This window comes from Carnobacterium sp. (assembly GCF_045617425.1).
Classification (GTDB): Bacteria; Bacillota; Bacilli; order Lactobacillales; family Carnobacteriaceae; genus Carnobacterium_B.
On record NZ_JAZLIO010000022.1, the window covers coordinates 150,478 to 177,356 of the forward strand.

Here is a 26,879-nt window from a genome sequence, read left to right on the forward strand (position 1 = left end):
TATTATTCACCTTCTTTTCCTTTTCCAAAATTTTGAATTCGTTTCAAACGTTCCATAAATGATTGTTTTTCTTCTTCACTCATCGGTGTTTCTTGCATTTGACTATTTTCATCTTTAGCCCAATCAGGAAGCGTTTCTTTTCTTATAGTCGTTTGATTGCCATAATTTGCTTTGCCTCTGTTTTGCGTATATGATTTGCTACGATTTTCTTGTTGTTGTCGTTTCTCAGCATTTTCAGAATACATTTTTTTCACTTTTTGAATCGCTTCTTCAGGTGCAAGAACTTTCTCTTGTGCCCAATCATTCGCGATTTTATAAGCTAATTTTTGATCCAATGTTGGGTTATTCCTTACCACTAAAATATAGTGAATCAAAATATTGATAACAGCCGTTGGCAAGTTAGCTTTTTTGACAATTTCTTCCAGTGTCCATTCTTCTGGTTTTGTGACAAACCCGCCTTTTTGGTCTTTAATAGAATTCATAAAATCAACCGGGCTTATTTGCTCACTCACCTCAATAACGGCAATGTCTTCTTTCGTTAATCCTCTTTTAGTTAGTTCTGTTTCACGCATTTTTTGTTGGTTGGCATCTACTTCTATATCTTTTTCCACAACGTCTTTTAACGAGATATTTTGTTGATTTTTATTGTGGTAATCATCATACGCTAACTTTTTCAATTTTTTTTCGTCAATTTTACCCGTTTCGATATCCGAAGCATTTAATACGAACTGTTGCATAGCTAACTCATCTAAGCCATATAGCGTATGCAACACCAAAATTGTCTCTTCAATTTCTTTAGTAATCGAGGAACGGTTAACATATTGGTGATTTAACCCAGTATAAAAGAATTTCAAATCAAATGTTTTAGGATCAACTTTGGGTCTTGTAGAACTTGTATTGCTAATATAAGAAACCGGTTGTTTAAGTAATTCTTTCTCTCTTTTTAATAATTCAGCATCAAACTGAAATACATCCAAGAAAGACTTTGTGATCTCTTGAAACTTATTTTTATCAATGGTTTCTACAACAAAGCGATTTCTTAATTTTTTAAATTTTCGTTCTCCTACTTTTTCTAATAACAACAAACTCAATAGATCATCCTTAAAAAAGACATCACTTGTTTGGGGAGCCTGTAATTCATAGACAATTAACTTTGTCGGACTTGTTTGAAGGTACGTTTTAATTAATCCTATTGCTTCCAATTTAATTCTAGCTTGATACAATTCAGGAATACCAATATTTAACAAAGCTAGCAATTCTGAATGTAAGATACCTTCACTCCAATAATTCTCTTGTTCTATCTCTGTCCACAAAGTCATATAAAGACTGTATGCAGCATTTCCTACTAAAGGTTGATACAAAAAAGTGAGAATTTTTTGATCGATATCCGAAAGCAATGCTTGTTGTTTGACTAAAAAACCATCCTTGGGACTTAAGTTTTTCCATGGATACCCCAAAACGACTCCCACCTTTCTGTTTCAATTAATTTTTTTCAGCTTTTTTTCTTTCAAATTCTTGTAATTCTTTTAAAAAGACACTCATATCTTTGAATTGGCGGTAAACACTAGCAAAACGTATATAAGCTACCTCATCTACGTCGGCTAATTTTTCCATAATATATTCTCCAATAATAGCAGAAGCAATTTCATTTTCGCCTAACCCTCTGATTTGATTTTCTACCTCATCAACTATTTTTTCAACTTGCTCCATTGCTACAGGTCGTTTTTCGCATGAACGAATCAATCCTCTTAGAATTTTTTCGCGATTAAATTCTTCTCTCGTACCATTTTTTTTAATAACTAAAAGCGGTGTTTTTTCTACTCGTTCAAATGTAGTAAAGCGAAAATTGCATGCTTCACATTCTCTCCTTCTGCGAATAGCACGCCCATCATCTGCTGGACGACTATCGACAACTTTAGAACCATTATTTTGACAGCGTGGACATTGCATGTTTATCATTCCTATCTTAAGTGTTATTCTTAGTAACACTCTATTTGTACGCACTTATTTACTGTATTATACCACACAAAAACTAGAGATAAAACCGGGTAAATAAGGTGCAAATTTGATCTATAAAAAAAGAACAAGCGAAATTCCTTGTTCTTTTATCTCTTATTTGGCTGTTATTTTGTCTATCCATTTTATAACTTGTTGTTTCGTATTTTCAGTTGATCCGTTATTGTCAATAACGCTATCTCCAAGAACAACTTTTTCTGAAATTGGAAGTTGAGAGTTGATTTTTTGAATTGCCTCTTCTTTTCCTATCTTATCCCTCTTCATCAATCGATCGATTTGAATTTCTTTTGTCGTAGCTACTACCATCACTTGATCCACTTCTTTTTCATAACCCATCTCGAATAAAAGAGGGATATCCAAAACAACAATCTCAGGGTCTCGTTTTAAACATTCTTTTTTTTGTTCCATCAGCCATTGATAGATGCGTTCAGTTAAGATTACATTTAACTTTTCTCTTTGTTCTTCATCTCTAAACACGATTTTTCCTAATGCCGCTCGGTTTAATGTACCATCAACTGAAATAACGATATCTCCAAATTGTTTTTTTATTTCACACAATCCTTCTGTTCCTGGCTTAACGACTTCTCTCGCTCCTAGGTCTGCATCCACTACAGGAAAACCTTGTTCTTTAAAAATTTTGCTAACAGTTGACTTCCCTGTAGCAATACTTCCAGTTAATCCTAATATCACAGTCATTCTATCGCCTCTTTTTTATTAATGAATCATTAATCGCTGACAATTGGGACAAAAATGAGTCCCTCTTTGTGCAACTTTAATCTTTTCGATTGGTGTACCGCAACGAACACACGGCAGCCCTTTTTTGCCATAGACAGACAACTTTACTTGAAAAGAGCCCGCTTCTCCTAATGCATTTTGATACGTACGAATGGTCGTTCCACCCGCTTCAACTGCATCCCCAAGTACTTTTATGATGGCTTCATGTAACTGAGAAACTTCAATTTTTCGTAAACTATTCGCTGTTCTTAAAGGATTTATTTTGGCTAAAAACAATGCTTCATCTACATAGATATTCCCTAAACCTGCTACTATTTTTTGATCTAATAAAAGAGGCTTAATAGCTCTTTTTTTAGTTTGCAAGTTCTTATAAAAAGCTGCTTCATCAAAGGCCTCTACCGTAGGCTCTGGACCTAATAGTTTTATACCAGTTGCCGTGAACTCGTCTCCTAGCGGCACAAGCATCATTCTACCAAATTTGCGCACATCCAAATAACGCAAGTCTCTTCCATCCGCTAAATGAAAAACCACATGTGTATGTTTTTTTAAAGGTGTTGATGATTCTTCTACTTCATACTTCCCTTCCATTCGCAAATGAGAAACCAACGCCCACTGTTTAAAACGAATGATAATGTATTTGCCTCGTCTATCAAATTCAATAATTTTTTCACCCATTAAATTTTGTTTAAACTCGGTAGGTTCAATTGGTCCTGAAATAATACGATTCCAGTATACATCAACGGATTCTATCGTTGCTTTTAATACAAGTTTTTCTAAACCTTTTCTAACTGTTTCAACTTCAGGTAATTCCGGCAAACGTCTTTCTTCCCTTCTAGAAAAATAAGTGCTTCTGCTACAAATAATCATAGCAAAAACACAAATTTTATTATTTCGCTTCATACCAACTTTTCCCACTATTGCTGTCGACTTTTAATGGAACAGATAATTCTACTGCACCTTCCATAACTTCAACAACTAAGGCTCTTAATTGTTCAATTTCTTCTTTAGGTGCTTCAAAAATTAGTTCATCATGTACTTGTAGCAGCATAGTTGCTTGCAGAGTTGACTCTTTTAATTTTTTATCCATTTTAATCATAGCAATTTTTATAATATCTGCTGCACTCCCTTGGATAGGCGTGTTAATAGCTGTTCTTTCAGCAAATGAACGCAAATTGAAATTTCGAGAATTGATTTCAGGTAAATAACGACGACGTTGGAAGAGTGTTTCAACAAACCCTTTATCTTTTGCTTCTCTTACGATATCTTCCATATATGTTTTTACGCCAGGATATTTTTCAAAGTACGTATCAATAAATTGCTGTGCTTCTTTTCGGCTGATTCCTAAGTTTTGCGATAAACCATAATCACTTATGCCGTAAACAATTCCAAAATTAACTGCTTTAGCTCTACGACGCATTTCAGAAGAAACTTCTTCTGGAGATGCAATACCAAATACACGCATAGCTGTACTTGAATGGATGTCTTGGCCTTCAATAAAAGCTTCTTTTAATAATTTATCATCTGAAACATGACCCAATACACGCAATTCAATTTGCGAGTAATCAGATGCAAATATTTCCCAACCTTCATGACTAGGGACAAACGCTTGTCTAATCTTTCGGCCTTCTTCTAATCGAATCGGAATATTCTGTAAGTTCGGATCAACTGAACTTAAACGTCCCGTTTGAGCAATTGTCTGCATGTAACGTGTATGAATTTTCCCAGTTTTTTTATCGATTACTTTCAATAAACCTTCTATATAAGTGGATTGTATTTTTGCGATTTGACGATAGTCTAAAATGTGCTCAACAATCGGAGCTTGTTCTCTTAATTGCTCTAAAACATCCACTGCAGTAGAATAACCTGTTTTAGTTTTTTTAATCACAGGGTAACCCATCTTTTCAAATAAAATAACGCCTAATTGTTTTGGTGAGTTTAAATTGAATTTTTCACCAGCTAGTTCATATACTCGTTGTTCAATATCTGTTAGACGAATGGCAAATTCTTCTTTCATTTCCATTAATCGTTTGTCATTTACTTTTACACCAGTGAGTTCCATTTCTGCTAAAACGATGGATAAAGGTAATTCCATTTCATTAAACAACTTAGTTTGCTCATTTTTTTCTAAGTTTTCTCCTAATTGTTTACTTAAAATGCGAATCGCTTTTATCTTTCTTGCAATATGATCGTATGTCACAGTCTTCTCTTCTGGAATTGCAATTTTTGCTCCTTTTCCATAAACACTTTCATCTGAGGAAACCTCATAATACTCATGTTCTGTAGCCACTTCCGATAGATCTTTACTATTGTCTTTTGTGTTTAGCAAATAAGAAGCCAACAAGATATCAAAGTCAATTGATACAATATCCACATTTTGCCTCTTTAATGCAACATAGGTCCTTTTAGCATCAAATACTTGCTTTTGAGCTCTTTTATCTTTTGCCCAGTTTTTAAAATCATCTGATGCAAAAACAACTTCTGGTTCCGAAACATAGATATGTTCGTCATCTCCCCATCCAATACAGAAAATAGGAGAAGTATGATAGTTATCCCCTAACATTTCTACATAAAGCGCCATATTATCATTAAACATATTCTCTGTAATTTCCGTAACGATCGTATATGAAATAGCTTCTTTTTGACTATTTTGTTCTGCATCATATTCCGCAGTATCAAGCTTACTTAAATGAGAATTAAAATCCATTTCTTTATAAAAGGAAATAAGTTTTTCCATGTTCGGTCCATTGAAACTCAATTCTTCAACACCAACTTTTATAGGAGAATCGGTATCAATAGTCGCAAGTCGTTTACTTAGTAGTGCTGTTTCTTTTTCATTTATCAGGTTTTCTTTCATTTTACTTTTCTTTAATAAATCAATATTTTCATAAATTCCTTCTACCGATCCATACTCTTTCAATAACTTAAGAGCTGTCTTTTCGCCAATCTTTGTCACACCTGGTATATTATCTGACGCGTCCCCTGCTAAACCTTTCATATCAATGATTTGAAGCGGGCTGATTCCCATCTCTTCATAAATCGATTCAGGTGTATACCCTTTTAACTCACTAACACCTTTTACAGTGATGTCTACTCGAACATTCTCTTTTGCCAATTGTGTTAAATCTCGATCACCAGATATAACGACTACATCATATATTTTGGGATCAACTTGTGTTGCCAGAGTTCCAATAATATCATCTGCTTCAAAATTTTCTAATTCATAATGTCTAATCCCAAATCCATCCAATAATTCTCTAAGATAAGGCATTTGTTCTGAAAATTCTCTTGGCGTCTTTGAGCGACCTGCTTTATAGTCATCAAAGAAACTATGGCGAAAGGTTGTATTCCCAGCATCAAAAGCAACCAAGACATGTGTTGGCTTTTCTTTTGTTAATACACTATCAATCATATTATGAAAACCATATAATGCATTCGTGTGTAAACCATTTTTATTTTTCATTCTTTCTAATTGAGAATGTAATGCAAAAAAAGCTCTATATGCAACACTATTTCCATCTATCAATACTAATTTCTTTTTCTCACTCATCATAAAACTCCTTTAGCTGCTACTGTTTTGATTAATTTAGTTATCTAATAATCCCTTTTAAAAACCTTACTTATCGTTATTATTTTAACAAAAAAATAGAAGGATAGCGAACTTGATTACCATTTTCACCATTTCTCTAGTGTTGGAACTTCTGAATTTAATTTAGCATTCTTCAGATGGTCCATTAATTAAAATAAGTTTTGAAAAAGACCAAAAGCTATGGGTTAATCTCATAGCTTTTGGTCTTTTTTCTATTCTTTTGTTAGTGACGAATGACTTAGCAATGTTTCGTATGCTAATTCAAATTTTTGAACATCTCCAGCTCCCATAAAAATAGCAACTGCATCATGATGGTCCAACAATGGTGACATATTTTCTTCACTTAATATTGTCGCTCCATTATCAATTTTATTGACTAAATCTTGTATCGTGATGTCTCCTTGATTTTCACGTACTGATCCAAAGATATCACATAAATAAATAGAATCAGCTAAGTTCAACGATTCCGCAAAATCACTCAGCAATGCAACTGTCCGAGTAAAGGTATGTGGCTGGAAAATAGCAATAATTTCTTTATCTGGATATTTTTGACGAGCGGCATCAATTGTTGCACGAATTTCAGATGGGTGATGTGCATAATCATCTATGATTACCATGTCCAACATTTGTTTTTCGGTAAATCTGCGTTTAACGCCTTTAAATGTTTTTAAGTTTTCCATTACACCTTCTTTATCAATATTTTCATATTGGCAAATAGCTATCACACTAAGTGCATTAAGAATATTGTGTTTACCAAACGTTGGAATTTCAAAATGTCCATAAAATTCATCTCTTACATAAACATCAAATGTAGAACCTGTAGTTGAACGAGTCATATTTTTAGCTTGAAAATCATTATGATCTTCAAAACCATAATATAGGATTGGTACATTAGCTTGAAGTTTTTGTAATTGTTCGTCATCTCCACAAGCTACAATAGCTTTCTTTACTTGAACTGCCATTGATTGGAAAGCATCAAAAACATCACTAAGACTGCTATAATAGTCAGGATGGTCAAAATCAATATTTGTCATTATAGCGTAATCAGGTTGATACGCTAAAAAATGACGACGGTATTCACATGCTTCTAAAATAAAGAAGTCTGCATCAGGTACTCCATGACCAGTTCCATCTCCGATTAAGTAACTTGTGCTTTTAAGTGGACTTAACACATGGGCTAATAATCCTGTTGTACTTGTTTTTCCATGTGATCCTGTAACTGCAACACTAGTAAATTGACCAATAAATTGTGCCAAGAAATCATGGTAACGAATAACGGTTAAGCCTAATTCATTAGCCGCAACTATTTCTTCATGAGTATCTGGGAAAGCATTTCCCGCAATAACAGTTAATCCTTGATGAATATTTTCTTTGTCAAAATTTAACATTGGTATTTTAGCATCTTCAATATTTTTTTGTGTAAAGAAATATTTTTCAATATCCGATCCTTGAACTTTAAATCCCTTATCGTGCAAAATTAAAGCTAGAGCACTCATACCAGAACCTTTAATACCAACAAAATGATAAATTGTTTCTTTTTTCATTACTTTATTTCCTCCATATTCGTAAATTCAGCCTTATGCTTTTTGAATGGTTATGTTTGAGAGAGACTATTTAATGTATCCTATTCCAGTACGTTCTTTAATGTTAGTATAGAACGATGCGTTAAAAAAAACCATCTTTGTATTTCTCATTAAAATAAGATGGTTCGTTTAGCGTTAGTTGAAAAAGACAAAATTACAACGAAATTAGTATACCATGAATTAATTTAATAGCACACTTAAAAACTCGTTTTCCTCTGACTCTTAGCAGAATGAAATATTGTGAACGGATTCAATTATACAATTGACATCTTTTTTTAATACTATTTTTGTAAATGACATGTCTATTATCTATTTCTAATTAAATAGGGTATATAAGACGCAAAACGACCCCCAAAAACCAGTGTTTTGGAGGTCGACTTATGAGGAACATGTTTTATTACTTTTCAGTAGAACTATTTATAAAAATTTTTCTTCATAATCAGCTTTAGTTAAAAATACTTCACGTGGTTTAGACCCTTTATTTCCTGATATAAAATTTTCATTTTCTAATGTTTCAATCAAATTAGCTGCTCGATTAAATCCTATTTTAAATTTCCGTTGAAGTGCTGACGCTGATATTTGACCCTCAGAAACAATAAACGGAAGAACGTCTTCAAATAATTCGTCTTTTCCTTCTACTGATTCTAATTTAGCCATCAATGATTCTGGCTCAAAAAGATACCTTGAAGGTCGTTGGTCTTTTACATGTCTGACAATTCGTTCTATTTCTTTTTCAACATACGTTCCTTGAACCCGTATTGGACGGCCTGAACCATTTTCTTGGAACAACATATCTCCTCTACCAAGAAGTTTTTCTGCTCCACCTGTATCTAAAATTGTCCGCGAGTCCACCTGACTAGATACCATAAAGGCTACTCTGGTTGGAATATTGTTTTTTATCGTTCCTGTAATAACGTCTACACTTGGACGTTGGGTAGCCACAATTAAATGGATACCTGCTGCTCTAGCTTTTTGCGTAATTCTTGCAATAGAATCTTGCACGTCACTACTGGCAACCATCATTAAATCGGCTAATTCATCGATGACGATTACAATATAAGGCATTTTCAATCCAAAATCATTATGTTCTTCTGCTTTTTCATTAAAGCCTTGGATATTTCGAACTCCTGCTGCTGCTAGTTTTTGATAACGTTCTTCCATTTCGTTTACTGCCCATTTTAAAGCTTCACTTGCTGCTTTAGGTTCAGAAATAACAGGAGAAAGTAAATGAGGTATTTCATTATAAGGAGCCAACTCAACTGCTTTTGGATCAATTAAAATCAACCTAACTTCACTAGGTGTAGCTTTGTACAATAGACTTACTAAAAGCGAATTAATGAACACACTTTTACCTGAACCTGTTGCTCCCGCAATCAAACCATGAGGCATTTTATCGATAGTCGAAACAACTGCTTCTCCTGCAATATTAACTCCAATTGCAACCGTTAACGGAGAATGACTTTCTTTAAACTCTTTACTTTCCATCACTTCCGATAACATCACAGGTCTAGATTTTTTATTAGGAATTTCAATCCCTACCGAACTTTTCCCAAGAATTGGAGCTTCTATACGAATATCCTTTGCCGCTAGCGAAAGTTTTAAATCATCAGATAGGTTTGTAATTTTGTTAACTTTTACCCCACGGCCTAGTTGAAGTTCAAATTGAGTAACTGCTGGCCCAATTGTCCAACCAATTACTTGAGCATGAATATTAAAAGCATCTAAAGTCTCATTTAATATTTCTGCTTGTTCTAGAACCCAATCGTCAATTGCATTTGGTTCAAGTTTTACAGGTCGAAGCAAAAGATCTACAGATGGGAACATGTAGTTTTCGTCATATACTTCTTCAGTCATTTCCAATAATGAAGTGGTAATCTCACTGTTCATCTCTACAGTATTTTCTATCTCATCTTGGTTTGACTCTTCTATACTATTAGTAGAATTACTTTCTTCAATTTCTTCGATAAGAGTTGTTTCTGGTTGTGTTTCTGGTTGTGTTTCAATGATTTCTTGAGATTGTTCTGGTTTTTCAGTTTGTTTTAAATCATTAGTTGGAAATGTTTGTTTATCTAAATAATTCATTCGACTTAGTGCTGCCATAAGTTCCATATTTTCTATTTCTTCAGAACTTTGAATTTTAGATTTATTAAAAATCTGGGTTGATTTAATAACAGGTTTTGCTATTTTGGGTAAGGTACCCCCTTCACCAAAATACCTTGCTACATTTTTCCCACGATTAAGTCGAATATTTTGCTCTTCCTCGATCATACCAGCTAAAGAACGAGATAATCCACGCTTTTTCTTTGGAGCATTTAACGAGCTCTCAACAATTATTGATTCAGAATTACTAGCAGCAACTTCTGTAATTTTCTCAGATAGTTCTTGTGTTGGTGTTTGAATTAAATCTACTTCTTGAATCATTTCTATTTTTGGTAATACTTCTACTTCTTGTATCGTTTCTACTTCTGGTAATACTTCTACTTCTTGTACCGTTTCCACTTCTGATAATACTTCTACTTCTTGTACCGTTTCTATTTCTGGTAATACTTCTACCTCTTTTACCGTTTCTACTTCTGGTAATACTTCTACTTCTTGTACAGTTTCTACTTCTGGTAATACTTCTACTTCTTGTACAGTTTCTACTTCTGGCATTGCCTCTGCTTCTTGAAGTACTTCTTCTTTCTCTTCTGTATGTACAAAAGACTGGCCTGAATCATTCAATAAATACTCTTCAAACAGCAAGAAATCTTCTGATTTCTTTTTTAATTCTAAACGAATAGTTGTGTAATTGATTTCTTTAATTTTCTTATTGGATCTCTCTTGAAATCCATGATAAGGAGAAGGAATCTTTTGAACTTTAAAAGGAGTCGAACTTCTCCCTTCTTGAAAAGGTGTAGCTGCATGTTTTAATGATTCTTTTGAATAAGTTGTTTGTTTAATTCTTTTCTCAACTTGTTTTTTTTGTTTTTTCAATTCAAGTTGTTTCTGTTGTTCCTCTTTCCCAATGGTTGAGAGATAATTTCTAACAGAAATATTGTCTTTTTGAAACGTTGTAAAATCAATTCTAGAATTTTTTCCTTCACTTTTTATTACTTTTTTAGTTGGTTGACTATTTTTATTTTTTGATTGGGGTTTTTTAATCAACTCTTCCTTACTCGCTGCGTTCTCAGCATCACGATAGAAAGGAAACTTGAATTTTTTTTGGCGATCTTGATTTTTTTCATAACTAGGTCCATCATATTTGGGCATGATGACCCTCCTTTCCTACCTTACTACGAATCTTAGTTTACCACAAAAAATAGCGTGATTATAGGTGCTTTCTTTAAGAAACATACGATATCTTTTCAAATCAGACACAAAAAAAGACTTTACAAAAAGCCCACTTTCAAAAAATACATTTCTTGTTTTTTGAAAGTGGGCTTTTGAGCCTTTATACTAAATTAATTCAATTGAAATGGTTCACCTGTTCCGGCTGAATCTGGCAATACTAAAATCCCTTTTTGTTCTGGAACACCTTTTAAATTTAATTCTCGAGCTGAGCAAATCATACCATGACTTGGTTCTCCTCTTAACTCTCCATCCCATATAGCCATTCCGTTAGGCATCATAGCACCTACTTTAGCAACCACAACTTTTTGGCCTTGAGCAATGTTAGATGCCCCACAAACTATTTGAAGTATTTCCCCATTATCTACCTCAGTTTGCGTAATAGATAAATGATCTGAGTCAGGATGAGCAACACATTCTTTTACTTCTCCGATTACAAATTTTGGAGATTCATCTGACTCCAAAGTATCGGAAAATCCAGCCAAAGCAATTGCTTCATTTAAGCTGTTTATGTTTTCCTTAGTCAAAAATACTTGCCCCGTTCCCTCAATAGCAATAAATTGAGAACTATTGAAAAAATTATAACCAACTGTTTGGTTGGTTGATTCTTTAAAAATGCGAACAACATCCTGTTTTTTTTCAAAATTTTGTTCTTTAGGTTCACTATTGTCTAACATAACAATAAGAGTGTCCCCAATGCCTGCTTTATTATAAATACTAATCATTATTAACTTCCTCTTCTTGTTTTTTATTTCGTACAACTAGCACGTCACAAGGAGCATGACGAGTAATATATTCACTCACACTACCCATCATCCATCTTTCAACAGCATTCATACCCGTGTGCCCCACCACAATTAAATCTATTTGGTAATCATTCGGTATGTCTTGAGTTAATTCTATTTTTGGAGCGCCTTGTACCATGATTGTTTCAACTTTTTTTAAATTATGTTTGGTAGCTTCTTTTTTATACTCTTTTAAAAGATTTTCCATTATTTCCTTGTCCGTATCAATTCCGATTGCATCTATAGCAGTTATACCCGCAGTATCTATCATTCCTAAAGCATAAGAGTTTACATCAAAAACATGAGCAATAATTAATTCACTGTTGTTTCTTTCCGCTATTTTAATAGCCTTTGTAAGTGCGTTTTCTGAAGATTCACTTCCATCTACTGCTATCAGTATACGTTGGTATTGTTGTGTATCTAACATAATCACATCTCCTCTTATCATTTTAGTTATCCATTAAAGAGTTGCTATAAACTGCTCTATTTCTTCTTTAGTTTTGCGGTCTTTGTTTACAAAGCGTCCAGTCTCTTCTCCATTTTCAAATGCCACAAAACTAGGAATTCCAAAAATAGACAAATCGCCACAAAGATCAATAAATTTATCACGGTCGACTTCTACAAAATCAATTTCAGAATGGTTTTCGATTATTTCAGGCATAATTGGTTTAATAAATTGACAATCCCCACACCAATCAGCGGTGAAAAAGAAAATCGTTTTTCTTTTACTTTCTTTAACCATTATATAAAATTCCTCAACTGTATTTAATAATTCCATTTTAATAGTCCTCTCTGTGTTCACTTAATTATTTTTCATAATCGTTTCAAACGTACTGCGGTCTAAAGTACGTGCAACTTGCACAACCATTTCTTTTGCTGCTGCATAATCATCTATATGAAAGACCGTTTGATGTGTGTGGATATAACGAGCGCACACACCAATGACTGCACTAGGAACCCCATTATTCATTTGATGAGCTGCGCCAGCATCTGTACCACCTTTAGAAACAAAATATTGATAAGGAATATTGTGTGTTGCTGCAGTATCAAGCAAGAACTCACGCATTCCTTTTAAAGTAATCATTCCTGGATCTTGGATTCTCAATAAAAATCCTTCTCCAAGATGACCAAATTTAGTTTTGTCTCCTGTTAAGTCATCAGCAGGTGAACAGTCTACAGCAAAAAACAAATCTGGTTTAAATTGATGAACCGCTCCTTTTGCTCCACGTAAACCTACTTCTTCCTGAACATTAGCACCAGCAATTAATGTATTAGGAAGTTCCTCACCCTGTAGTTCTTTTAAGGCTTCAATAACAACAGTTGTACCATAGCGATTATCCCAAGCCTTGCTTAGAACTTTTTTGCCATTAGCCATTTTTATCGTTTCCACATCAGGTACGATGGCATCCCCTGGGCGTACACCAAATGCTTCAGCTTCTTCTTTAGAATCAAAACCTGCATCAAATAAAATGTCGGCGATATCCAATTTGCTCCCAGCTCCATCTTTGCCTCTTAACAAGTGAGGTGGAACAGAGGAAGAAACACACGGGTAGTCGCCTTTAGCTGTTTGAAGCGTAAAACGTTGTGCTGAAACAACATACGGATTCCATCCACCTAGAGGTACAACTCTAAATAAACCTTGTTTTGAAATGCTAGCTATCATAAAACCAACTTCATCCATATGAGCAGCTACCATAATTTTCGGTGCATTTTCCATCTTACTTTTGCGAATTCCAAAAATACCTCCAAGACCATCTTGCTGAACTTCATCTACTAATGGAGTCATTTCTTCACGCATAATATCCCGTACACGGTGTTCAAAACCACTCGTTCCTTGTGCTTCGGTTAATTTCTTGATTAAGTCAAATGTTTTATCTTCCATTAGTATTTTCCCATATAGGTTTTCTTACTTCAACCTACATGATCTATCCCCCTTATAAATTCTATTTATTCTATTATACCTTAAATCAAATTAATTTTAAGAAGGAATGCTTTAATTTCATTTATTTTTAAACATGGTATACTATAAAAAAATAATATTAGATTGGGGAGTTTATTAAATGGTATGTAAAACAAAAGAAACAACACCATATATTTTAGCTGGCGGCTTACTTTTTGGAGCTGGATTAACTTGCGGCTATTTTCTTCATAAACTAATCACTGCAAAAAAAGCAATCCATGGAGATACCATTCTAAAATACGTAAAACAATTATTTCTAAAAGAAGGACCTGTAGAAGGTTCATGGATAGAATTACAAAAAGTTCCTTTACAAAAATTTGCGCTTAAAACAGATGTTTATTATGGCGGAATTTCAAGAATTGAAGAAGACCAACTTGTTCAGTATGAATTTATCGCAGATGCTTACACCGGAAGTATTTTGGATTTATATCGTATTTAACAAAAAAAGCATTAAAACAAGAATCAATTCTTGTTTTAATGCTTTTTTATTTGGTTTTTTTAGGGAATTTTGCTACTACACGATAAATCCGACTACCTCTCGAAGAAAATTTCTCTTCATATTCAGTCCTCACATTACCCTCAAAATCACTCTCATGTAAATTTAACCATACTTGTTCAAGTGTCATGCCGTACTTTGAAAAACTGCTCAATGAATATTCAAATAGTCCTTGATTATCCGTTTTAAAATGAATTTCGCCTTCAGATACAAGGATAATCTCATAACTTTCTAAAAAACTTTTATACGTTAAACGTCTTTTTTCATGGCGAGTTTTTGGCCATGGGTCAGAAAAGTTTAAATAAACTTGGTCAACTTCTCCTTCTGCAAAATATTGGGTTACAGAACCCCCATTAACGTGTAATAATTGAAGATTCGGTAATTGTTCCTCAATCAATCTATCTAGTGCAACAACTATGACACTCATCTGAAGTTCAATACCAATATAATTGATTTCTGGGTGTAATTTTGCCATTTCAGTAATAAAACGACCTTTTCCTGTACCGACTTCAATATGAATAGGGTGATCATTGCCAAATCTTTCGTGCCATTTTCCTACCCAATTATCAGGTTGTTCTGGTATATACTGAGGGTAATCAGCAATTTTTTGTGGTGCATTTGGTTTATTTCTTAAACGCATATTCTTATTCTCCATTCTTTTTAATATTCCATTTTTTTTACTAGTTACATAGAAAAATCCTCTTCAAAAACAGGAAGAGGATTTGAATAAATGCTAAAGCTAATCATTAATTAAAAAAATAATTTTGGCCTTGATAAAGAGTTTGTAACATAATAATGTCTTTATTCATTTCATGAAATCTGGTTTCGTTATGGTGTTTTTTTGTTTGAATCAAATAATTCATTAATGCATACCACATAATACGCGTTTTCAACTCTTCAGTTAGCTCCGTATTATAATGAATTAACCAATCAACCCAGTTATCTTTTGGTACATATTGACAAAGCAACATACTCAGATCCATAGCTGGATCACATAGCATAGCTGAATCCCAATCAACTAGATAAAGACGGTTCTCATCTGATAAAAGCCAATTTTTCCGGTAAATATCTCCATGGCAAACTTTTGTTTCAACCATATTCATTAATTCTACTTCTGCTTTTAGTTTTTCTATTATTCGTGATAGTAACGGATGATTGTATAAATCTAAAGGCAAGTTATCTTCATATTTGTGAATTAATTGATCAGGTGTAACAATTTCACCGCCTACACGAGCAAGCATTCTTCTCAATGTAGTAGAATTATGTATTCGACTAATGAGTTTTGCAACCTGTGGGGAGGACATTTCTGTTTTAGTAAGTGCTCTTCCATTTAACCACTCTTGAGCGGTTAGTACATCTCCATTACCGATGCGTTTTGTCCACATCAATCTTGGTGTAATCCCCTCAACAGATAATGCAGCTAAAAAAGGTGAAGAATTTCGCTTCAAAAAAAGCTTTTCTTCTGCCCTTGTACCCATATACGCTTGTCCAGTGTCACCACCAACGGGATGCAATTTCCATCCAGAATCTATTTCAAAATCCATACCAAATCATTCCTTGCTTTATATTCTGAAACATTTCTACACAGACGTGAAAAGCAAAACGGGATTGTAACATCTTATTCGAATAAGCGAAAAAATTTAAACCCGTTAAACCAATAACACTAAATCATTTTTATAGTTTACCAGTAAAGCCAGACAAAAAAAGGACAGATATCACAAAAGACATCTATCTTTCTGTTCATTTCCTATTTTAGATAGAATTTCATTCTACGTCAAGCATATATACGTTCTTTTTCTACAAATGCGTTTATTTTATTTCTACAAAAATAGAAGATAGAACTAGGCACAAGTCATTCATTACTTTTGATTTTTTAACACTTATTTTTGTTGGTGCTATCTTTACACAAAGAGAATCAGCCAAACAAAAGAGTTTGGCTGATTCTCTGATGATCTCTATCTTATTTGTCCACACTCTTTTTCAACAGCATTAACGTATAACTGCTGAAGTTTTTCAACAACAACTCCACGTTTTCCATGTCCAACAGGATTTCCATCTATACTTATGATAGGAACAGCTTCCATCGTGGTACTTGAAGCAAATACTTCATCTGCCTTTTTCAAATCATCTATAGTAAAGCTTTCTTCTTTAACTAACATTCCTGCTTCCCGAGCAACTTTTAACAACATTATCTTAGTAACTCCAGGTAGAACAAGATTACCATCTGGATGTGTATAGATAGTATCATCTTTAATCATCCATACATTTGAAGAAGAACATTCTGTAACGATACCATCACGGTGCAAAATTGCTTCATCTCCACCTTTTTTATGGGCTTCGTGCTTAGCCATGATATTTCCCAGTAAACTAATCGATTTAATGTCGCATCTCAACCATCGCATATCAGGTACAATAAAAGCGGACATCCCTTGATCCATTTTTTCTTGATCTCGTGGAACAATTGTAGTTGTTGCTGTAAATACTGGTGGTACTAACTCTGGATCAGTATACGTGTGATTTCTGGGGATTCCAATTCCTCTGGTTACTTGCATGTAAATATTACCAGTTTCAATATCATTTTCTTTAATCAATGTACTTAAAAGGTGGTTTAATTCCTCTTTTGTAAAAGGCATGACTAGTTCGATTTTTTCAGCACTTGAAAACAAACGATTTACATGTTCATCCAACATAAAAAATTTACCATTATAAACTCTTACAACGTCATAAATACCATCTGCAAACTGATAACCTCTGTCTTCCATATCGATTTTAACTTCACTACGTTCGACAATTTGATTATTCCAAATAACTTTCATTTTTTAACCTCTTCCTTTAAAAAGTAATACCTATTAAATTTTTTCTATCATATCAAAAATCATGACACTTTGCATTCTTAACATTTAAATATTTAAAAATCACTTTATTATTAATGCTGTAATTTGATCATTTTATTTATCCGCGACGGTAAGTAAAATTGACAAAATCCTAGGTTAAATGCGGTAGCACTGACTCCTACAATCAGTACTTCTATAAAGGAAAGGTAAAAAACAGATACACCAATAATTAACAAGCCTTCAATCATCATAAGCATCAGTATCAATTTCTTTATTGCCTGAAGTTTATTGTTTTTCTTTACGGGGTATAAAACAGTTAACGATAGGTTATCAAATTGAAAATAAAGTGGTAGTAGTTGGAAGCCGGTCAAGTAGAGGAATATGACTGTTAAAAATAGACTTAGTATAAACGATTGTCCTAAGCCACTTAGCAACATTGCAATAACAACCAAGCGAAAGTATAACCCGCTAAATTCAGTTCCTCTCAAAAATGCTCTAGCATACAGATAGTAGAAAACATTTTCGTGTTTTTTTTGAATAGGCCTCAAAAAAATATCTAAATAAGCTCTTCTTTTAACAGATCCCTTTAATGCTGGAATATCAGTAAACAAATTAATAAACTGATAAATTCGCTTCATTCGATTCGTTTCATCTTTTATCATTTTTTCCCATTGATACGTTAGAGTACCATTCTTTTGCTTGGCTAAAAAGCGATAGCTTATAGCTACAACCACAGATCCTACTAAACCAACTATAGGATTGATAAATAGCGCAAGACTTGACATAATCAAATAAATTCCAAATAAAAGAAGGCGTATTTTAATCCATTCACTTGTTTCTTTTATTTTTAAATTGAGGACCTGAGCATTAAGATCAGTCTCTTTTAAAATAATCAACATCATTACAAAATAAAACATATCAAAAAAAGAAAATCCAGACATGGCAACTAGCAATGGCATTAATATAGCTACGGTCATTAGAATAACGAAGCTAGGCAGCCATAAACTTCTCCATTTAGTCTGTTTAAAATACTCTTCCATAGCTTTTTCTTTAGGTAGCATAAATACAGCATCCGCTGGTTGAATAAGTGTTGCTAGCTTACCAATGCTTAATACTACTGTAAAAACGATTATTCCTATTAATTGCCCTTTTACATCATAAGACGTTAGGGTTTTCAAGTAATTTGAATATGCATATCCCAATGCACCGACTAAAAATAAACAAACAATGACAAAGTGATCATTAAATATATATTTTAGATACTTCATCATTTTCTTTTGGTGTTGTTTTACTCGTTGCTTCCAAATTTCTATCATCATTTACTATCCTCTTCTTTTGTTAATTGAATGTAAAGCTCATCTAGCGTCGCATCGGGCATATTAAAGGTATTTCTTAAATCCTCCAAAGTACCTTCAGCTTTAACTTTTCCTTCATGTAATAAAACAAATCCGTCACATTGTCTTTCAGCTGTTGCCAATATGTGAGTAGACATTAAAATGGAAGCTCCTTGTTTTTTCATTTCTTCCATAAGTTCCAATAGGGCATTGATGCCAAGAGGGTCTAATCCCAAAAACGGTTCATCGATGATGTATAAGCTTGGTTCTACCAAAAAAGCGCAAAGAATCATCACTTTTTGCTTCATTCCTTTAGAAAAATTAGCTGGAAACCACTCTAACTTATTTTCTAACCTAAATGTTTTTAATAACTTATCGGCACGTTCATGTGCTGTTTCAATTGGTATATCATATGCCATTGCTGTAATTTCAATGTGCTCTTTTAAGGTTAATTCTTCATATAAAACTGGCGTTTCAGGAATAAAACCAAATTTTTTTCGATAGTTTTCCTTATCGTTCTTTAAAGTTAGACCATCGATACTGATTTCTCCTTTTTGAGGTTGTAGCAGTCCAATAATATGTTTTATAGTTGTACTTTTACCAGCTCCATTTAAACCGATTAACCCAATTAATTTTCCAGCTCCTACTTCAAATGATACGTCTTTTAATACAGGAATTTGACTATAGCCTCCTGTAACATGCGATACTGTTAAACTCATAATTAGTTTAGTCCCTTCTACACAATTTATTGTAGTTATTGTACCATAAGAACAAAAGAGAATCTTTTCTGTTTCATGTGTTACCGTTTCACTTTCTTTCAGTTTTATGATACATTTGTTAAATAAGAGAATGTATTTCTCTATTAATCGCGACTTATATATAAAGATTTCGCAGGAGAAAGAAGGATTCTATATGGAAGACTGTATTTTTTGTAAAATTATCAACAATGAAATACCCAGCAGAAAAGTTTATGAAGACGATGATGTAGTAGCTTTTTTAGACCTTACTCAAGTAACACCAGGTCATACTTTAGTTGTTCCTAAGAAACATGTTGCAGATGTTTTTGAATTAGATGAAGATTTAGCGGCTATCATTGGCAGTAAAATTCCCAAAATCGCAACAGCAATCAAGAAATCTAATCCTGCTATTAAAGGAATGAATATCGTTAATAATAATGGTACTGTTGCTTATCAATCTGTGTTCCATTCCCATATACATATCTTGCCTCGTTATGACGAACAAGATGATTTTTCAATTCATTTCGGCGATCATTCTAATAATTTCACCATTGAAGAATTAGATAGTATTGTAATAAATATAAAAAGCAAATTGGAGGGATATTAATGTCTAATCACTTTATGAATGGATTAATTTTAGGTGCTGCAGCTGGAGGAGTATATGGCCTGCTTAAGTCTCCACGTACTGGTAAAGAAAATAGAGCTGTATTAAAAACGTATGTTGATGATACGACCGTTTTAGTAAATGATGTATCTAGAAGTGTTAATGATTTAAAAGGTGCAATAGCTCAATTAACAAATGAAGGTAAAACATTAGCTGAAGAATTTACACAAGATGTAAAAGAGTCTGTTGATGAATTCACCTATGAAGCAGAACCTCGTATGCGCCGAATTCAAGAACATACTGAAAAATTAACTGCAGATGTGGAAGATTTAACTCAAAGCATGAAACAAGCTTAATCCTTTACTTTAAATAACGGAGTTGAGACCTAAAAGTCTCAGCTCCTTTTATTTATCTACTACTGCTTTAAAGAGTCTTGTAATTATTTTGCAAAAATCCATATCAGTAACTGTCTATTCTATCTGATTTTTTTCAAAAAATCGTTTGATTGTGTTTTTTTTGTGATTTTTAATTGACTTTAAACTAAATAATGGGATTTTAGTTTTTTTTATACAAATGAGTATGGTATATTTATATTTGTCATTAGGAAATAGTTTGGTAACGTAAAATAAAAGAAATGGATGTGTAAGGGAAATGAAAAAATTATTATTAGCTACAGCTACTATCTTAGCCGGATTAACAATTGCGGGTTGTTCTGATAGCACTGTTGCCTCATCAACTGCAGGGAAAATTACGGAAGATGAGTTTTATGAATCAATGAAAGAAACCGTTGGAACAAGCATGCTTCAACAAATGATTATTGAAGATGTTTTAACTGATTTATATGGAGAAAAAGTTACAGATGAAGTAGTAGACAAACAATACTCTACTGAAGAAAAAAATTATGGTGGTGCTGAAGCATTTGAAAACATCATGTTGCAACAAGGTTATACCGCTGAAAAGTATAAAGATACGATCCGTTTAAACTTATTAATTGAAGAAGCAGTAAAAGACAAAACAAAATTTACTGAAGAAGAAATTCAAGCTGCTTACGACGCTTACGTCCCACCTGTAACAGCTGCTCATATTCTTGTAGAAGATGAAGAAACTGCAAAAGACCTTATCACTCAAATAAATGATGGTGCTGACTTTGCTGAACTTGCTACTAAAAACTCAATAGATACCGCTACTGCTCCTAAGGGTGGAGAAATAACTTTCTCATCTGGAGAAATGGTTCCTGAATTCGAAGAAGCAGCTTATGCTTTAGAAGAAGGCGAAATGACAACTGAACCAGTTGCTTCAGAATATGGTTTCCACATTATCAAGATGCTTGAAAAACCTGAAAAAGGAACACTTGAAGAAGAAACAGATACAATCAAAGATCAATTATTAACAGCTAAATTAGCTGATAGTGCTGCTATTCAAGAAGTAATTTCAGGTATTATGCAAGATGCAAATATCATTATTGATGATAAAGATCTATCTACTGCAATGGATGCTTACTTGGCTCCTAAAGAAGACTCTGCTGTTGAGGAATCTACTACTGAGGAACCTGCTGCTGATAGCTCTGCTACTGAAGAGTCTACCACTGAAGAACCTGCTGCTGACAGCTCTGCTACTGAGGAATCAGCTGTAGAAGACTCTGCTGCTGAATAACCATTAGTGTCTTTAGCAACATTAAATAACTAAAATAAAAAAGGAGTTAGGATTAATATCCTAACTCCTTTTTTTATTTACTATCAGTTGTTTTTTCAGATTCATTTGGTTTGTAGAATGTCCGATTATCTAATCCAAAAATTCTTTCTGTAAACATCCCAGGCTCTGTTCTATTTAATGTCGAATTTAACATGTTTACAGTCGCATCTAAATTATCGATCATATATAAAATTTCAGCTTCTCTTAACTTTGGCCTAACCGGAGAACCATACTCAAGTAATCCGTGATGAGCCAATACCATATGCTTCAAAAGCAAAACATCTTCACTTTTTTCATCAATTTTTAGAGCAAGACAAGCTTTTGTAATTTCTTCATCTACTATCACAATATGGCCTAAAAGATTTCCTTCTAAAGTATACTCTGTAGATATCGGCCCTGAAAGTTCTATAATTTTGCCCAAATCATGTAAGATAACACCAGCATAAAGTAAAGGCTTGTTGATATCTTCATATTGAGTCGCAATTGTTTTTGCAATTCTTAACATAGATACGGTATGGTAAGCTAGTCCACCAGTAAAAGCATGGTGAAATCGTTTAGCTGCTGGATGTTGAAAAAAAGGTTTTTGATAATGATTCAATAAATAACGTACAATTCGATTCATATTCGCATTTGTAATCTCAAATAATGTATCGTTTATTTCTTCCATCATATCTTCTTTCTTTAATGGAGCTCTTTCAACATATAAATCTGGATTATCTGGATCTCCAGATTTTGTCACTGCAATTTTAAATAGTTTAATTTGAGGATTTCCTTGATAAAGTTCTCTTTTCCCTGAAACTTTTACTACTTTCCCTGCAGTAAATGCTGCAATATCATCTTCTGATGCATCCCAATATTTACCATCCATTTGACCACTTGTATCCTGAAACGTAAAAGCAATAAATTTTTTACCATTTTTAGCAACTCGAATATCCGCTGATTTGATTAATAAATGAATGTCGAAGGTTTCATCATTCGTATACTCAAATAATTTCTTTTCCATTTGACTCCCTCTTTCTATTTGCATCTTTTCTTTATTATAACATTTCTATCTGCTCTTTTCGAAAAACATCTGTTACAGATTCATCAAATGTAAAATAAAATACCTGTATGTCTTCACTAATGCTCTTTAATAGTTGATACATCTCTTTTTTTCTTTGATGATCAAAATTCACAAAGCCATCATCTACTAACAACGGCAATTGAATTAAGTCATTAGCATTTTTTACAAATGAAAAACGCAGAGCCACATAAAGTTGTTCAGCTGTCGCTTGGGAAAGCTCAGCAGCTTCAAATAAAGTGCCATCTTTACGTTGAACCGTTATCGTTTGATCCTTTAAGAATACTTTTTGATAATTACCATTTGTCAAAATGGAAAAAAAGTAAGTCGTATCACGTATAGTTGCTGGAAAACGATCTTTTCTAGCTTCAGTTAACGTTCTCTCAATAAGTTCTGCGGCTATTTTATACGTTGTCCATTCATCTACTAAAATTTGTGTTTCACTCTTTAAATTAGCATATTCTTGCAACAATTCAGAATATGCTCCACCAACTTCTAAATTTTTCAATGCAACTTCTGTTTTAATTTTTTTATTTAATTTGTTTTCAATTGATTCTTTTAACTGATACAGTTTTGCTTTTAAACTTTGGATACTTTCAATTAAAGCAGCCTTATCGCGATATTTTTCTAACAAAGTACTGTATTCACCAACTTGCTGTTCTAACAAATTTAAACGAGCTTTTTTTGTTGTCAATTCTTCCTCTAGTACATATTTTTTTCGAAATTCTTCTTCAGTTTCAGCTTTAACAGTTTGAAGAAGATGTCTTCTCTTTTGTTCAAACTCTTTTTGTTGCATAATAAGCTGCTCAATATGCTGATGTGCTTCTTTATGCTGTCTTATAAGATTTTTTATGTTTTCTTCATCAGCTGTAACTTCTTTAAAAAATTGTTTTATTCCTTCAATTAGCTGCATATTACTATTCCAATCAACAAAAATAACAGGCTGTAAATAACTAATGGATTCTTTCCACTCAACTATTTCATTCTCCATTTGGCTTAATTGTGTTTGCTTTTCATAGATGCTATTTGCTTTTTCTCTTATAGCTTCGAAAATATCCGTTTCTTGCATCAAGTCGCTAGTTGAGTACTCTAACGGGTAACCATATATTTGTTTCCATGATTGAAATTCTTTTTCAATATGAACTTGTTGATTTTCAGTCTCTTCAAATTGAACCTGTTTCTCATTTAATTCAAGAATAACTTGATCAATTTCTGCAAGTTTTTCTCGCCACTGTTTTCGAATTTCGGTTTGCTGAATATATTCTTCAAAAGAATATGCAGTCTCTCTGATCTCTTCTACTTTATTTGGTGTATTCTTTTTTTTAATGATTGACCAAATACTATAGAATAGAAGTCCTAAACCAGCAATCGTAAGTACTAATCCAGTTCCATTAGACAAGTACAAACCTAGAATACTTATCATTAATCCAATAACTAAGTTGATGAGTTTTCCTTTACTTAATTTTTGCTCACTTTGCTTATCTATTTTATTATACGTACGTGGTTCATGATTGCTTTTTTTTAGTTGGTCGTCTACTTCTTGATAGATTTGATTATCCCATAGTCGTTTTTCTAATTTATCGAGTTGATCTCCTAAAGATTCTTGCTGGAAGTTCAAAAACGCTATGCGTTCCGCTAGTTTCTTTATTTTTTGCTCTGCTTGATTTTGTTTAGCTTGTAAATCATTTAATTTAAGTCGACTTTCCTCAGTCATAGCAGCTGGTATAGCTTGTTGTTCCTCTAGACCTAACTGTTGTTTTTCACGCAAAAATTGATGTTGTGTAGCTAAAATGGTTTCTTTAATAAATGTAGTTTCTTGTAACTTAGCTTGGAAATGATCCAGATTTTCCATCAATTGGATCATTTCATCTCTATGTTCAATAAACACTTTAAGTTGCCTTGTTTCCTCTGTTTTATCTCTAAGATAATGCAATTTTTCTTGTTGTTGCGTAATGGTTAATTTAAGTTGATTTATTTCTTGATTGTAATGATTGAGCTGGTACAATCCATCTTTGGGCAATTTTTCGAGCTGTTCTTTTTTTATTTGATGTTGAATATCTTGCATCTCACTAAAAAGTACCCAATTTGATTCTAATTGGGTAAGCTTGAACACTTTATCTTCATAATGTGTCCTTTGTTCTCGTAAGCTGATTAACTCTTTTTCAAGATTTTCTTTTTCAAGCAACCAATTCATATACTGACTATTCTTTTCTTTTGCTAGTTTTACTTGTTTCCTTTTTGATTCAACATCGGCCATTTTTTTATTAATAACGGTCACTCGGCCATTGGGCTTAAACAACTTACTTGCTTCCATTTGAAACTTATCGGCAACCTTTAACAACTGTTCGTTCCCAATTGTTCCTACACTTAAAAAATAACGATTCAATTTTTCACGATTTAATTGTTGAACTTTTTGTAGGCCAGCTAAATTAAAAGAAAATAATGCTTGATAAGTTGCCTTATCCAATCCGGATAATATTTTTTCAAGCCATTCTTCGCCACCCATTTCTCCACTAGCAAAAGTTACTGTAACCGTGCCGTTTGCTTTTCCTCGTACACGCTCAATTTGAACATCCCCATATTGTGTACCAGTTAAAAAGAGTCTTCCTCCGTATTGACTGCTACTTTTAGGTTCATACCTTAGTTCAGAACTAATCTTAGAAGGAAATCCAAAAAGAATACTATGAATAAACGACATTAAAGTTGTCTTGCCCGCTTCATTTTCTCCATAAAATAATTGCAAGTTAGTTATATCATCAATTTTGTGATCTACCCATTTTCCATAACCATATATTTCCATTGATTTAATCTTCAAGGTTATCACTTCTTTCAAGTCCAAGTTGATTGCTAACCAACTCTTTAGCATCTTTTACAATTTTTTTTCGATAATTTTCTTCACGTGTTTCTATAACTTCTTCCATTCCAGGGAAATCAAAAAGTGCATTCGTTAGATTATTAAATAAACTTTCTGTTTCAATTTCTTTTTGAACTTGTTCCCATTCATTTGGAAAAATCTTTTGGATAGCTGGTATTCGATTTTCAACTACTGTCTGCAATTCTATTTTGTGGACCCAAACGAAAGTATCTGTTTTTGGAATTTGTTGTAAGGCCTCTAATAATTCACCTTGGTTTATTTTTTTTAGAACTCCTTCAAGCAAATTCTCACTATCTACTAAATGAATAGAAAGGAACAGACTATAAAAATTATTTTTTTGTTCTTCAACGACATTTTTTAAGACTTTGTAAAGCTCATCTAAACTCTTAGTTTCTTTAATCGAAAGGTCAATTGTCTTCCATTGAATCGTTGAGGTTGGTCTAAATTCCATTAACACCCCAGATTCAGACAATGTTACTAATTCAAAACCTTTTTCTCCACTTTCCTTGCTGCTTCTGCCTTGAGTATTTCCAGGATAAATGACAGGTGGATTTTCAGCTAACTGCTGTCTCTTATGAATATGACCTAAGGCCCAGTAATCATATTTCTTACTTTTCAACTCTCCTAATGAGAAGGGTGCGTAGTTCCCGTGTTCTGAGTCTAAGCCTTCAGAGAAGCCGTGTAACAATCCAATATGATACTTTGCACGTGGGTGTTTTTCTGGATACTCCTTAATTTTCCGCTCAAGGACCCATCTTTTATCGTAACTAAAACCACTAATGGCGATCTCATCATTTTCCGTTGTCGTATACCATTTTGTTTCCACTGATTCTGTAAATACAACGACATTTTCAGGCATTTCTAAGTGTAACCCAGTATTTTCTATGTAATCATGATTTCCATGCAATAGATAGACTGGTATTTCAGCTTTATTTAAACGTTCCATTTCATTTCGTAAATAGGCTTGAGCTTTCACACTCCGCTCATCATTATCATAAATATCTCCAACTAAGCAGATAAAATCCACCTTTTCTTGTATCGCACTATCGACGATTGTAGTCAAAGCTGAAAAAGTAGATAAATAAATAGCATTCCAAATAAAATCAGGTAACGTTTTTAAGCCAATAAAGGGGCTGTCCAAATGCAGATCAGCTGCATGAATAAATTTGACCATTGTATCCACTCTTTCCTTTCTTTTATAGCCTCCAGCTTACGAAGGGCACATACGTTCCTTTAATATCAGAAAAAAAAGAAC

General features: G+C 33.3%; 23 protein-coding genes. 4 read left to right on the plus strand and 19 right to left on the minus strand.

Going from position 1 to position 26,879, the window contains the following annotated elements; all coding sequences use genetic code 11:
* Positions 1–2: 2 nt before the first annotated feature.
* The 11 genes from ACKI3H_RS11880 to pepA form a co-directional block, all read right to left on the minus strand.
* Entirely contained in the window at positions 3–1,457 is a 1,455-nt protein-coding gene (locus ACKI3H_RS11880; RefSeq protein WP_407372453.1) for a replication initiation and membrane attachment family protein, read from the minus strand.
* A gap of 25 nt (positions 1,458–1,482) precedes the next feature.
* Positions 1,483–1,950: a transcriptional regulator NrdR gene (nrdR, locus tag ACKI3H_RS11885; protein WP_407372454.1), complete on the minus strand. Its 468-nt coding sequence runs from the start codon at positions 1,948–1,950 to the stop codon at positions 1,483–1,485.
* A 162-nt stretch (positions 1,951–2,112) separates the two neighbouring features.
* On the minus strand, positions 2,113–2,712 hold the full coding sequence (gene coaE / locus ACKI3H_RS11890; protein ID WP_407372455.1) for a dephospho-CoA kinase: 600 nt from the start codon (positions 2,710–2,712) through the stop codon (positions 2,113–2,115).
* Positions 2,713–2,730: 18 nt separating this feature from the next.
* On the minus strand, positions 2,731–3,567 hold the full coding sequence (gene mutM / locus ACKI3H_RS11895; RefSeq protein WP_407372505.1) for a DNA-formamidopyrimidine glycosylase: 837 nt from the start codon (positions 3,565–3,567) through the stop codon (positions 2,731–2,733).
* A gap of 70 nt (positions 3,568–3,637) precedes the next feature.
* Positions 3,638–6,298: a DNA polymerase I gene (gene polA, locus ACKI3H_RS11900; protein WP_407372456.1), complete on the minus strand. Its 2,661-nt coding sequence runs from the start codon at positions 6,296–6,298 to the stop codon at positions 3,638–3,640.
* A gap of 251 nt (positions 6,299–6,549) precedes the next feature.
* A complete protein-coding gene (murC, locus tag ACKI3H_RS11905; protein ID WP_407372457.1) occupies positions 6,550–7,881 on the minus strand; it encodes a UDP-N-acetylmuramate--L-alanine ligase in 1,332 nt (443 codons plus the stop codon).
* Positions 7,882–8,337: 456 nt separating this feature from the next.
* Positions 8,338–11,169: a DNA translocase FtsK gene (locus tag ACKI3H_RS11910; protein WP_407372458.1), complete on the minus strand. Its 2,832-nt coding sequence runs from the start codon at positions 11,167–11,169 to the stop codon at positions 8,338–8,340.
* 191 nt (positions 11,170–11,360) lie between these two features.
* Positions 11,361–11,972: a YtpR family tRNA-binding protein gene (gene ytpR / locus ACKI3H_RS11915; RefSeq protein WP_407372459.1), complete on the minus strand. Its 612-nt coding sequence runs from the start codon at positions 11,970–11,972 to the stop codon at positions 11,361–11,363.
* Positions 11,965–12,459: a universal stress protein gene (locus ACKI3H_RS11920; RefSeq protein WP_407372460.1), complete on the minus strand. Its 495-nt coding sequence runs from the start codon at positions 12,457–12,459 to the stop codon at positions 11,965–11,967. Before ACKI3H_RS11920 ends, ytpR begins: the two co-directional genes overlap by 8 nt.
* Before the next feature lie 33 nt (positions 12,460–12,492).
* Positions 12,493–12,810 (minus strand): thioredoxin family protein, encoded by a 318-nt coding sequence (locus ACKI3H_RS11925; RefSeq protein WP_350466167.1) that lies wholly within the window; start codon positions 12,808–12,810, stop codon positions 12,493–12,495.
* Between the two features lie 24 nt (positions 12,811–12,834).
* Complete coding sequence (pepA, locus tag ACKI3H_RS11930) at positions 12,835–13,914, minus strand: glutamyl aminopeptidase (protein WP_407372461.1); 1,080 nt, start codon at positions 13,912–13,914, stop codon at positions 12,835–12,837.
* 178 nt (positions 13,915–14,092) lie between these two features.
* Here pepA and ACKI3H_RS11935 point away from each other — a divergent pair, with 178 nt between their 5' ends.
* Positions 14,093–14,431, plus strand: coding sequence for a PepSY domain-containing protein (locus ACKI3H_RS11935; protein WP_407372462.1), 339 nt, complete (start codon positions 14,093–14,095; stop codon positions 14,429–14,431).
* A gap of 46 nt (positions 14,432–14,477) precedes the next feature.
* Here the strand turns inward: ACKI3H_RS11935 and trmB are convergent, their stop codons facing one another.
* The 5 genes from trmB to ACKI3H_RS11960 all read right to left on the minus strand — a co-directional run bounded on the left by trmB (position 14,478) and on the right by ACKI3H_RS11960 (position 19,375).
* Entirely contained in the window at positions 14,478–15,128 is a 651-nt protein-coding gene (gene trmB, locus ACKI3H_RS11940; RefSeq protein ID WP_407372463.1) for a tRNA (guanosine(46)-N7)-methyltransferase TrmB, read from the minus strand.
* 106 nt (positions 15,129–15,234) lie between these two features.
* On the minus strand, positions 15,235–16,032 hold the full coding sequence (locus tag ACKI3H_RS11945; protein WP_407372464.1) for a phosphotransferase family protein: 798 nt from the start codon (positions 16,030–16,032) through the stop codon (positions 15,235–15,237).
* A gap of 411 nt (positions 16,033–16,443) precedes the next feature.
* Positions 16,444–17,304 carry a D-amino-acid transaminase gene (gene dat, locus ACKI3H_RS11950; protein WP_407372465.1) on the minus strand — a complete coding sequence of 287 codons (861 nt, stop codon included), beginning with the start codon at positions 17,302–17,304 and terminating at the stop codon, positions 16,444–16,446.
* 110 nt (positions 17,305–17,414) lie between these two features.
* On the minus strand, positions 17,415–18,641 hold the full coding sequence (locus ACKI3H_RS11955; RefSeq protein ID WP_407372466.1) for an ABC transporter permease: 1,227 nt from the start codon (positions 18,639–18,641) through the stop codon (positions 17,415–17,417).
* Entirely contained in the window at positions 18,638–19,375 is a 738-nt protein-coding gene (locus tag ACKI3H_RS11960) for an ABC transporter ATP-binding protein (protein ID WP_407372467.1), read from the minus strand. Before ACKI3H_RS11960 ends, ACKI3H_RS11955 begins: the two co-directional genes overlap by 4 nt.
* A gap of 193 nt (positions 19,376–19,568) precedes the next feature.
* Here ACKI3H_RS11960 and ACKI3H_RS11965 point away from each other — a divergent pair, with 193 nt between their 5' ends.
* The 3 genes from ACKI3H_RS11965 to ACKI3H_RS11975 all read left to right on the plus strand — a co-directional run bounded on the left by ACKI3H_RS11965 (position 19,569) and on the right by ACKI3H_RS11975 (position 21,650).
* A complete protein-coding gene (locus tag ACKI3H_RS11965; RefSeq protein WP_407372468.1) occupies positions 19,569–20,000 on the plus strand; it encodes an HIT family protein in 432 nt (143 codons plus the stop codon).
* A complete protein-coding gene (locus ACKI3H_RS11970) occupies positions 20,000–20,353 on the plus strand; it encodes a YtxH domain-containing protein (protein ID WP_407372469.1) in 354 nt (117 codons plus the stop codon). Before ACKI3H_RS11965 ends, ACKI3H_RS11970 begins: the two co-directional genes overlap by 1 nt.
* A 295-nt stretch (positions 20,354–20,648) precedes the next feature.
* Positions 20,649–21,650 carry a peptidylprolyl isomerase gene (locus tag ACKI3H_RS11975; RefSeq protein ID WP_407372470.1) on the plus strand — a complete coding sequence of 334 codons (1,002 nt, stop codon included), beginning with the start codon at positions 20,649–20,651 and terminating at the stop codon, positions 21,648–21,650.
* Between the two features lie 73 nt (positions 21,651–21,723).
* Here the strand turns inward: ACKI3H_RS11975 and ACKI3H_RS11980 are convergent, their stop codons facing one another.
* Genes ACKI3H_RS11980 through ACKI3H_RS11990 form a run of 3 tightly spaced genes read right to left on the minus strand, consistent with a single transcriptional unit; the run spans position 21,724 to position 26,798 of the window.
* Complete coding sequence (locus tag ACKI3H_RS11980; RefSeq protein ID WP_407372471.1) at positions 21,724–22,692, minus strand: 3'-5' exoribonuclease YhaM family protein; 969 nt, start codon at positions 22,690–22,692, stop codon at positions 21,724–21,726.
* Positions 22,693–22,726: 34 nt separating this feature from the next.
* The gene (locus ACKI3H_RS11985; protein ID WP_407372472.1) at positions 22,727–25,573 is read right to left on the minus strand and encodes an AAA family ATPase; all 2,847 of its coding nucleotides are present in this window, start codon (positions 25,571–25,573) and stop codon (positions 22,727–22,729) included.
* Positions 25,554–26,798, minus strand: a complete 1,245-nt coding sequence (locus ACKI3H_RS11990; protein ID WP_407372473.1) for an exonuclease SbcCD subunit D — start codon at positions 26,796–26,798, stop codon at positions 25,554–25,556. The genes ACKI3H_RS11985 and ACKI3H_RS11990 overlap by 20 nt, the downstream gene beginning before the upstream one ends.
* Positions 26,799–26,879 lie beyond the last annotated feature (81 nt).

What these genes read in the sequence shown, in the direction of transcription:
- nrdR (WP_407372454.1), bottom strand. Translation starts at nt 1,950, where the DNA reads ATGCAATGTCCACGCTGTCAAAATAATGGTTCTAAAGTTGTCGATAGT.
- coaE (WP_407372455.1), bottom strand. Translation starts at nt 2,712, where the DNA reads ATGACTGTGATATTAGGATTAACTGGAAGTATTGCTACAGGGAAGTCA.
- polA (WP_407372456.1), bottom strand. Translation starts at nt 6,298, where the DNA reads ATGAGTGAGAAAAAGAAATTAGTATTGATAGATGGAAATAGTGTTGCA.
- murC (WP_407372457.1), bottom strand. Translation starts at nt 7,881, where the DNA reads ATGAAAAAAGAAACAATTTATCATTTTGTTGGTATTAAAGGTTCTGGT.
- ACKI3H_RS11910 (WP_407372458.1), bottom strand. Translation starts at nt 11,169, where the DNA reads ATGCCCAAATATGATGGACCTAGTTATGAAAAAAATCAAGATCGCCAA.
- ytpR (WP_407372459.1), bottom strand. Translation starts at nt 11,972, where the DNA reads ATGATTAGTATTTATAATAAAGCAGGCATTGGGGACACTCTTATTGTT.
- ACKI3H_RS11920 (WP_407372460.1), bottom strand. Translation starts at nt 12,459, where the DNA reads ATGTTAGATACACAACAATACCAACGTATACTGATAGCAGTAGATGGA.
- ACKI3H_RS11925 (WP_350466167.1), bottom strand. Translation starts at nt 12,810, where the DNA reads ATGGAATTATTAAATACAGTTGAGGAATTTTATATAATGGTTAAAGAA.
- pepA (WP_407372461.1), bottom strand. Translation starts at nt 13,914, where the DNA reads ATGGAAGATAAAACATTTGACTTAATCAAGAAATTAACCGAAGCACAA.
- ACKI3H_RS11935 (WP_407372462.1), top strand. Translation starts at nt 14,093, where the DNA reads ATGGTATGTAAAACAAAAGAAACAACACCATATATTTTAGCTGGCGGC.
- trmB (WP_407372463.1), bottom strand. Translation starts at nt 15,128, where the DNA reads ATGCGTTTAAGAAATAAACCAAATGCACCACAAAAAATTGCTGATTAC.
- ACKI3H_RS11945 (WP_407372464.1), bottom strand. Translation starts at nt 16,032, where the DNA reads ATGGATTTTGAAATAGATTCTGGATGGAAATTGCATCCCGTTGGTGGT.
- dat (WP_407372465.1), bottom strand. Translation starts at nt 17,304, where the DNA reads ATGAAAGTTATTTGGAATAATCAAATTGTCGAACGTAGTGAAGTTAAA.
- ACKI3H_RS11955 (WP_407372466.1), bottom strand. Translation starts at nt 18,641, where the DNA reads ATGATGATAGAAATTTGGAAGCAACGAGTAAAACAACACCAAAAGAAA.
- ACKI3H_RS11960 (WP_407372467.1), bottom strand. Translation starts at nt 19,375, where the DNA reads ATGAGTTTAACAGTATCGCATGTTACAGGAGGCTATAGTCAAATTCCT.
- ACKI3H_RS11965 (WP_407372468.1), top strand. Translation starts at nt 19,569, where the DNA reads ATGGAAGACTGTATTTTTTGTAAAATTATCAACAATGAAATACCCAGC.
- ACKI3H_RS11970 (WP_407372469.1), top strand. Translation starts at nt 20,000, where the DNA reads ATGTCTAATCACTTTATGAATGGATTAATTTTAGGTGCTGCAGCTGGA.
- ACKI3H_RS11975 (WP_407372470.1), top strand. Translation starts at nt 20,649, where the DNA reads ATGAAAAAATTATTATTAGCTACAGCTACTATCTTAGCCGGATTAACA.
- ACKI3H_RS11980 (WP_407372471.1), bottom strand. Translation starts at nt 22,692, where the DNA reads ATGGAAAAGAAATTATTTGAGTATACGAATGATGAAACCTTCGACATT.
- ACKI3H_RS11990 (WP_407372473.1), bottom strand. Translation starts at nt 26,798, where the DNA reads ATGGTCAAATTTATTCATGCAGCTGATCTGCATTTGGACAGCCCCTTT.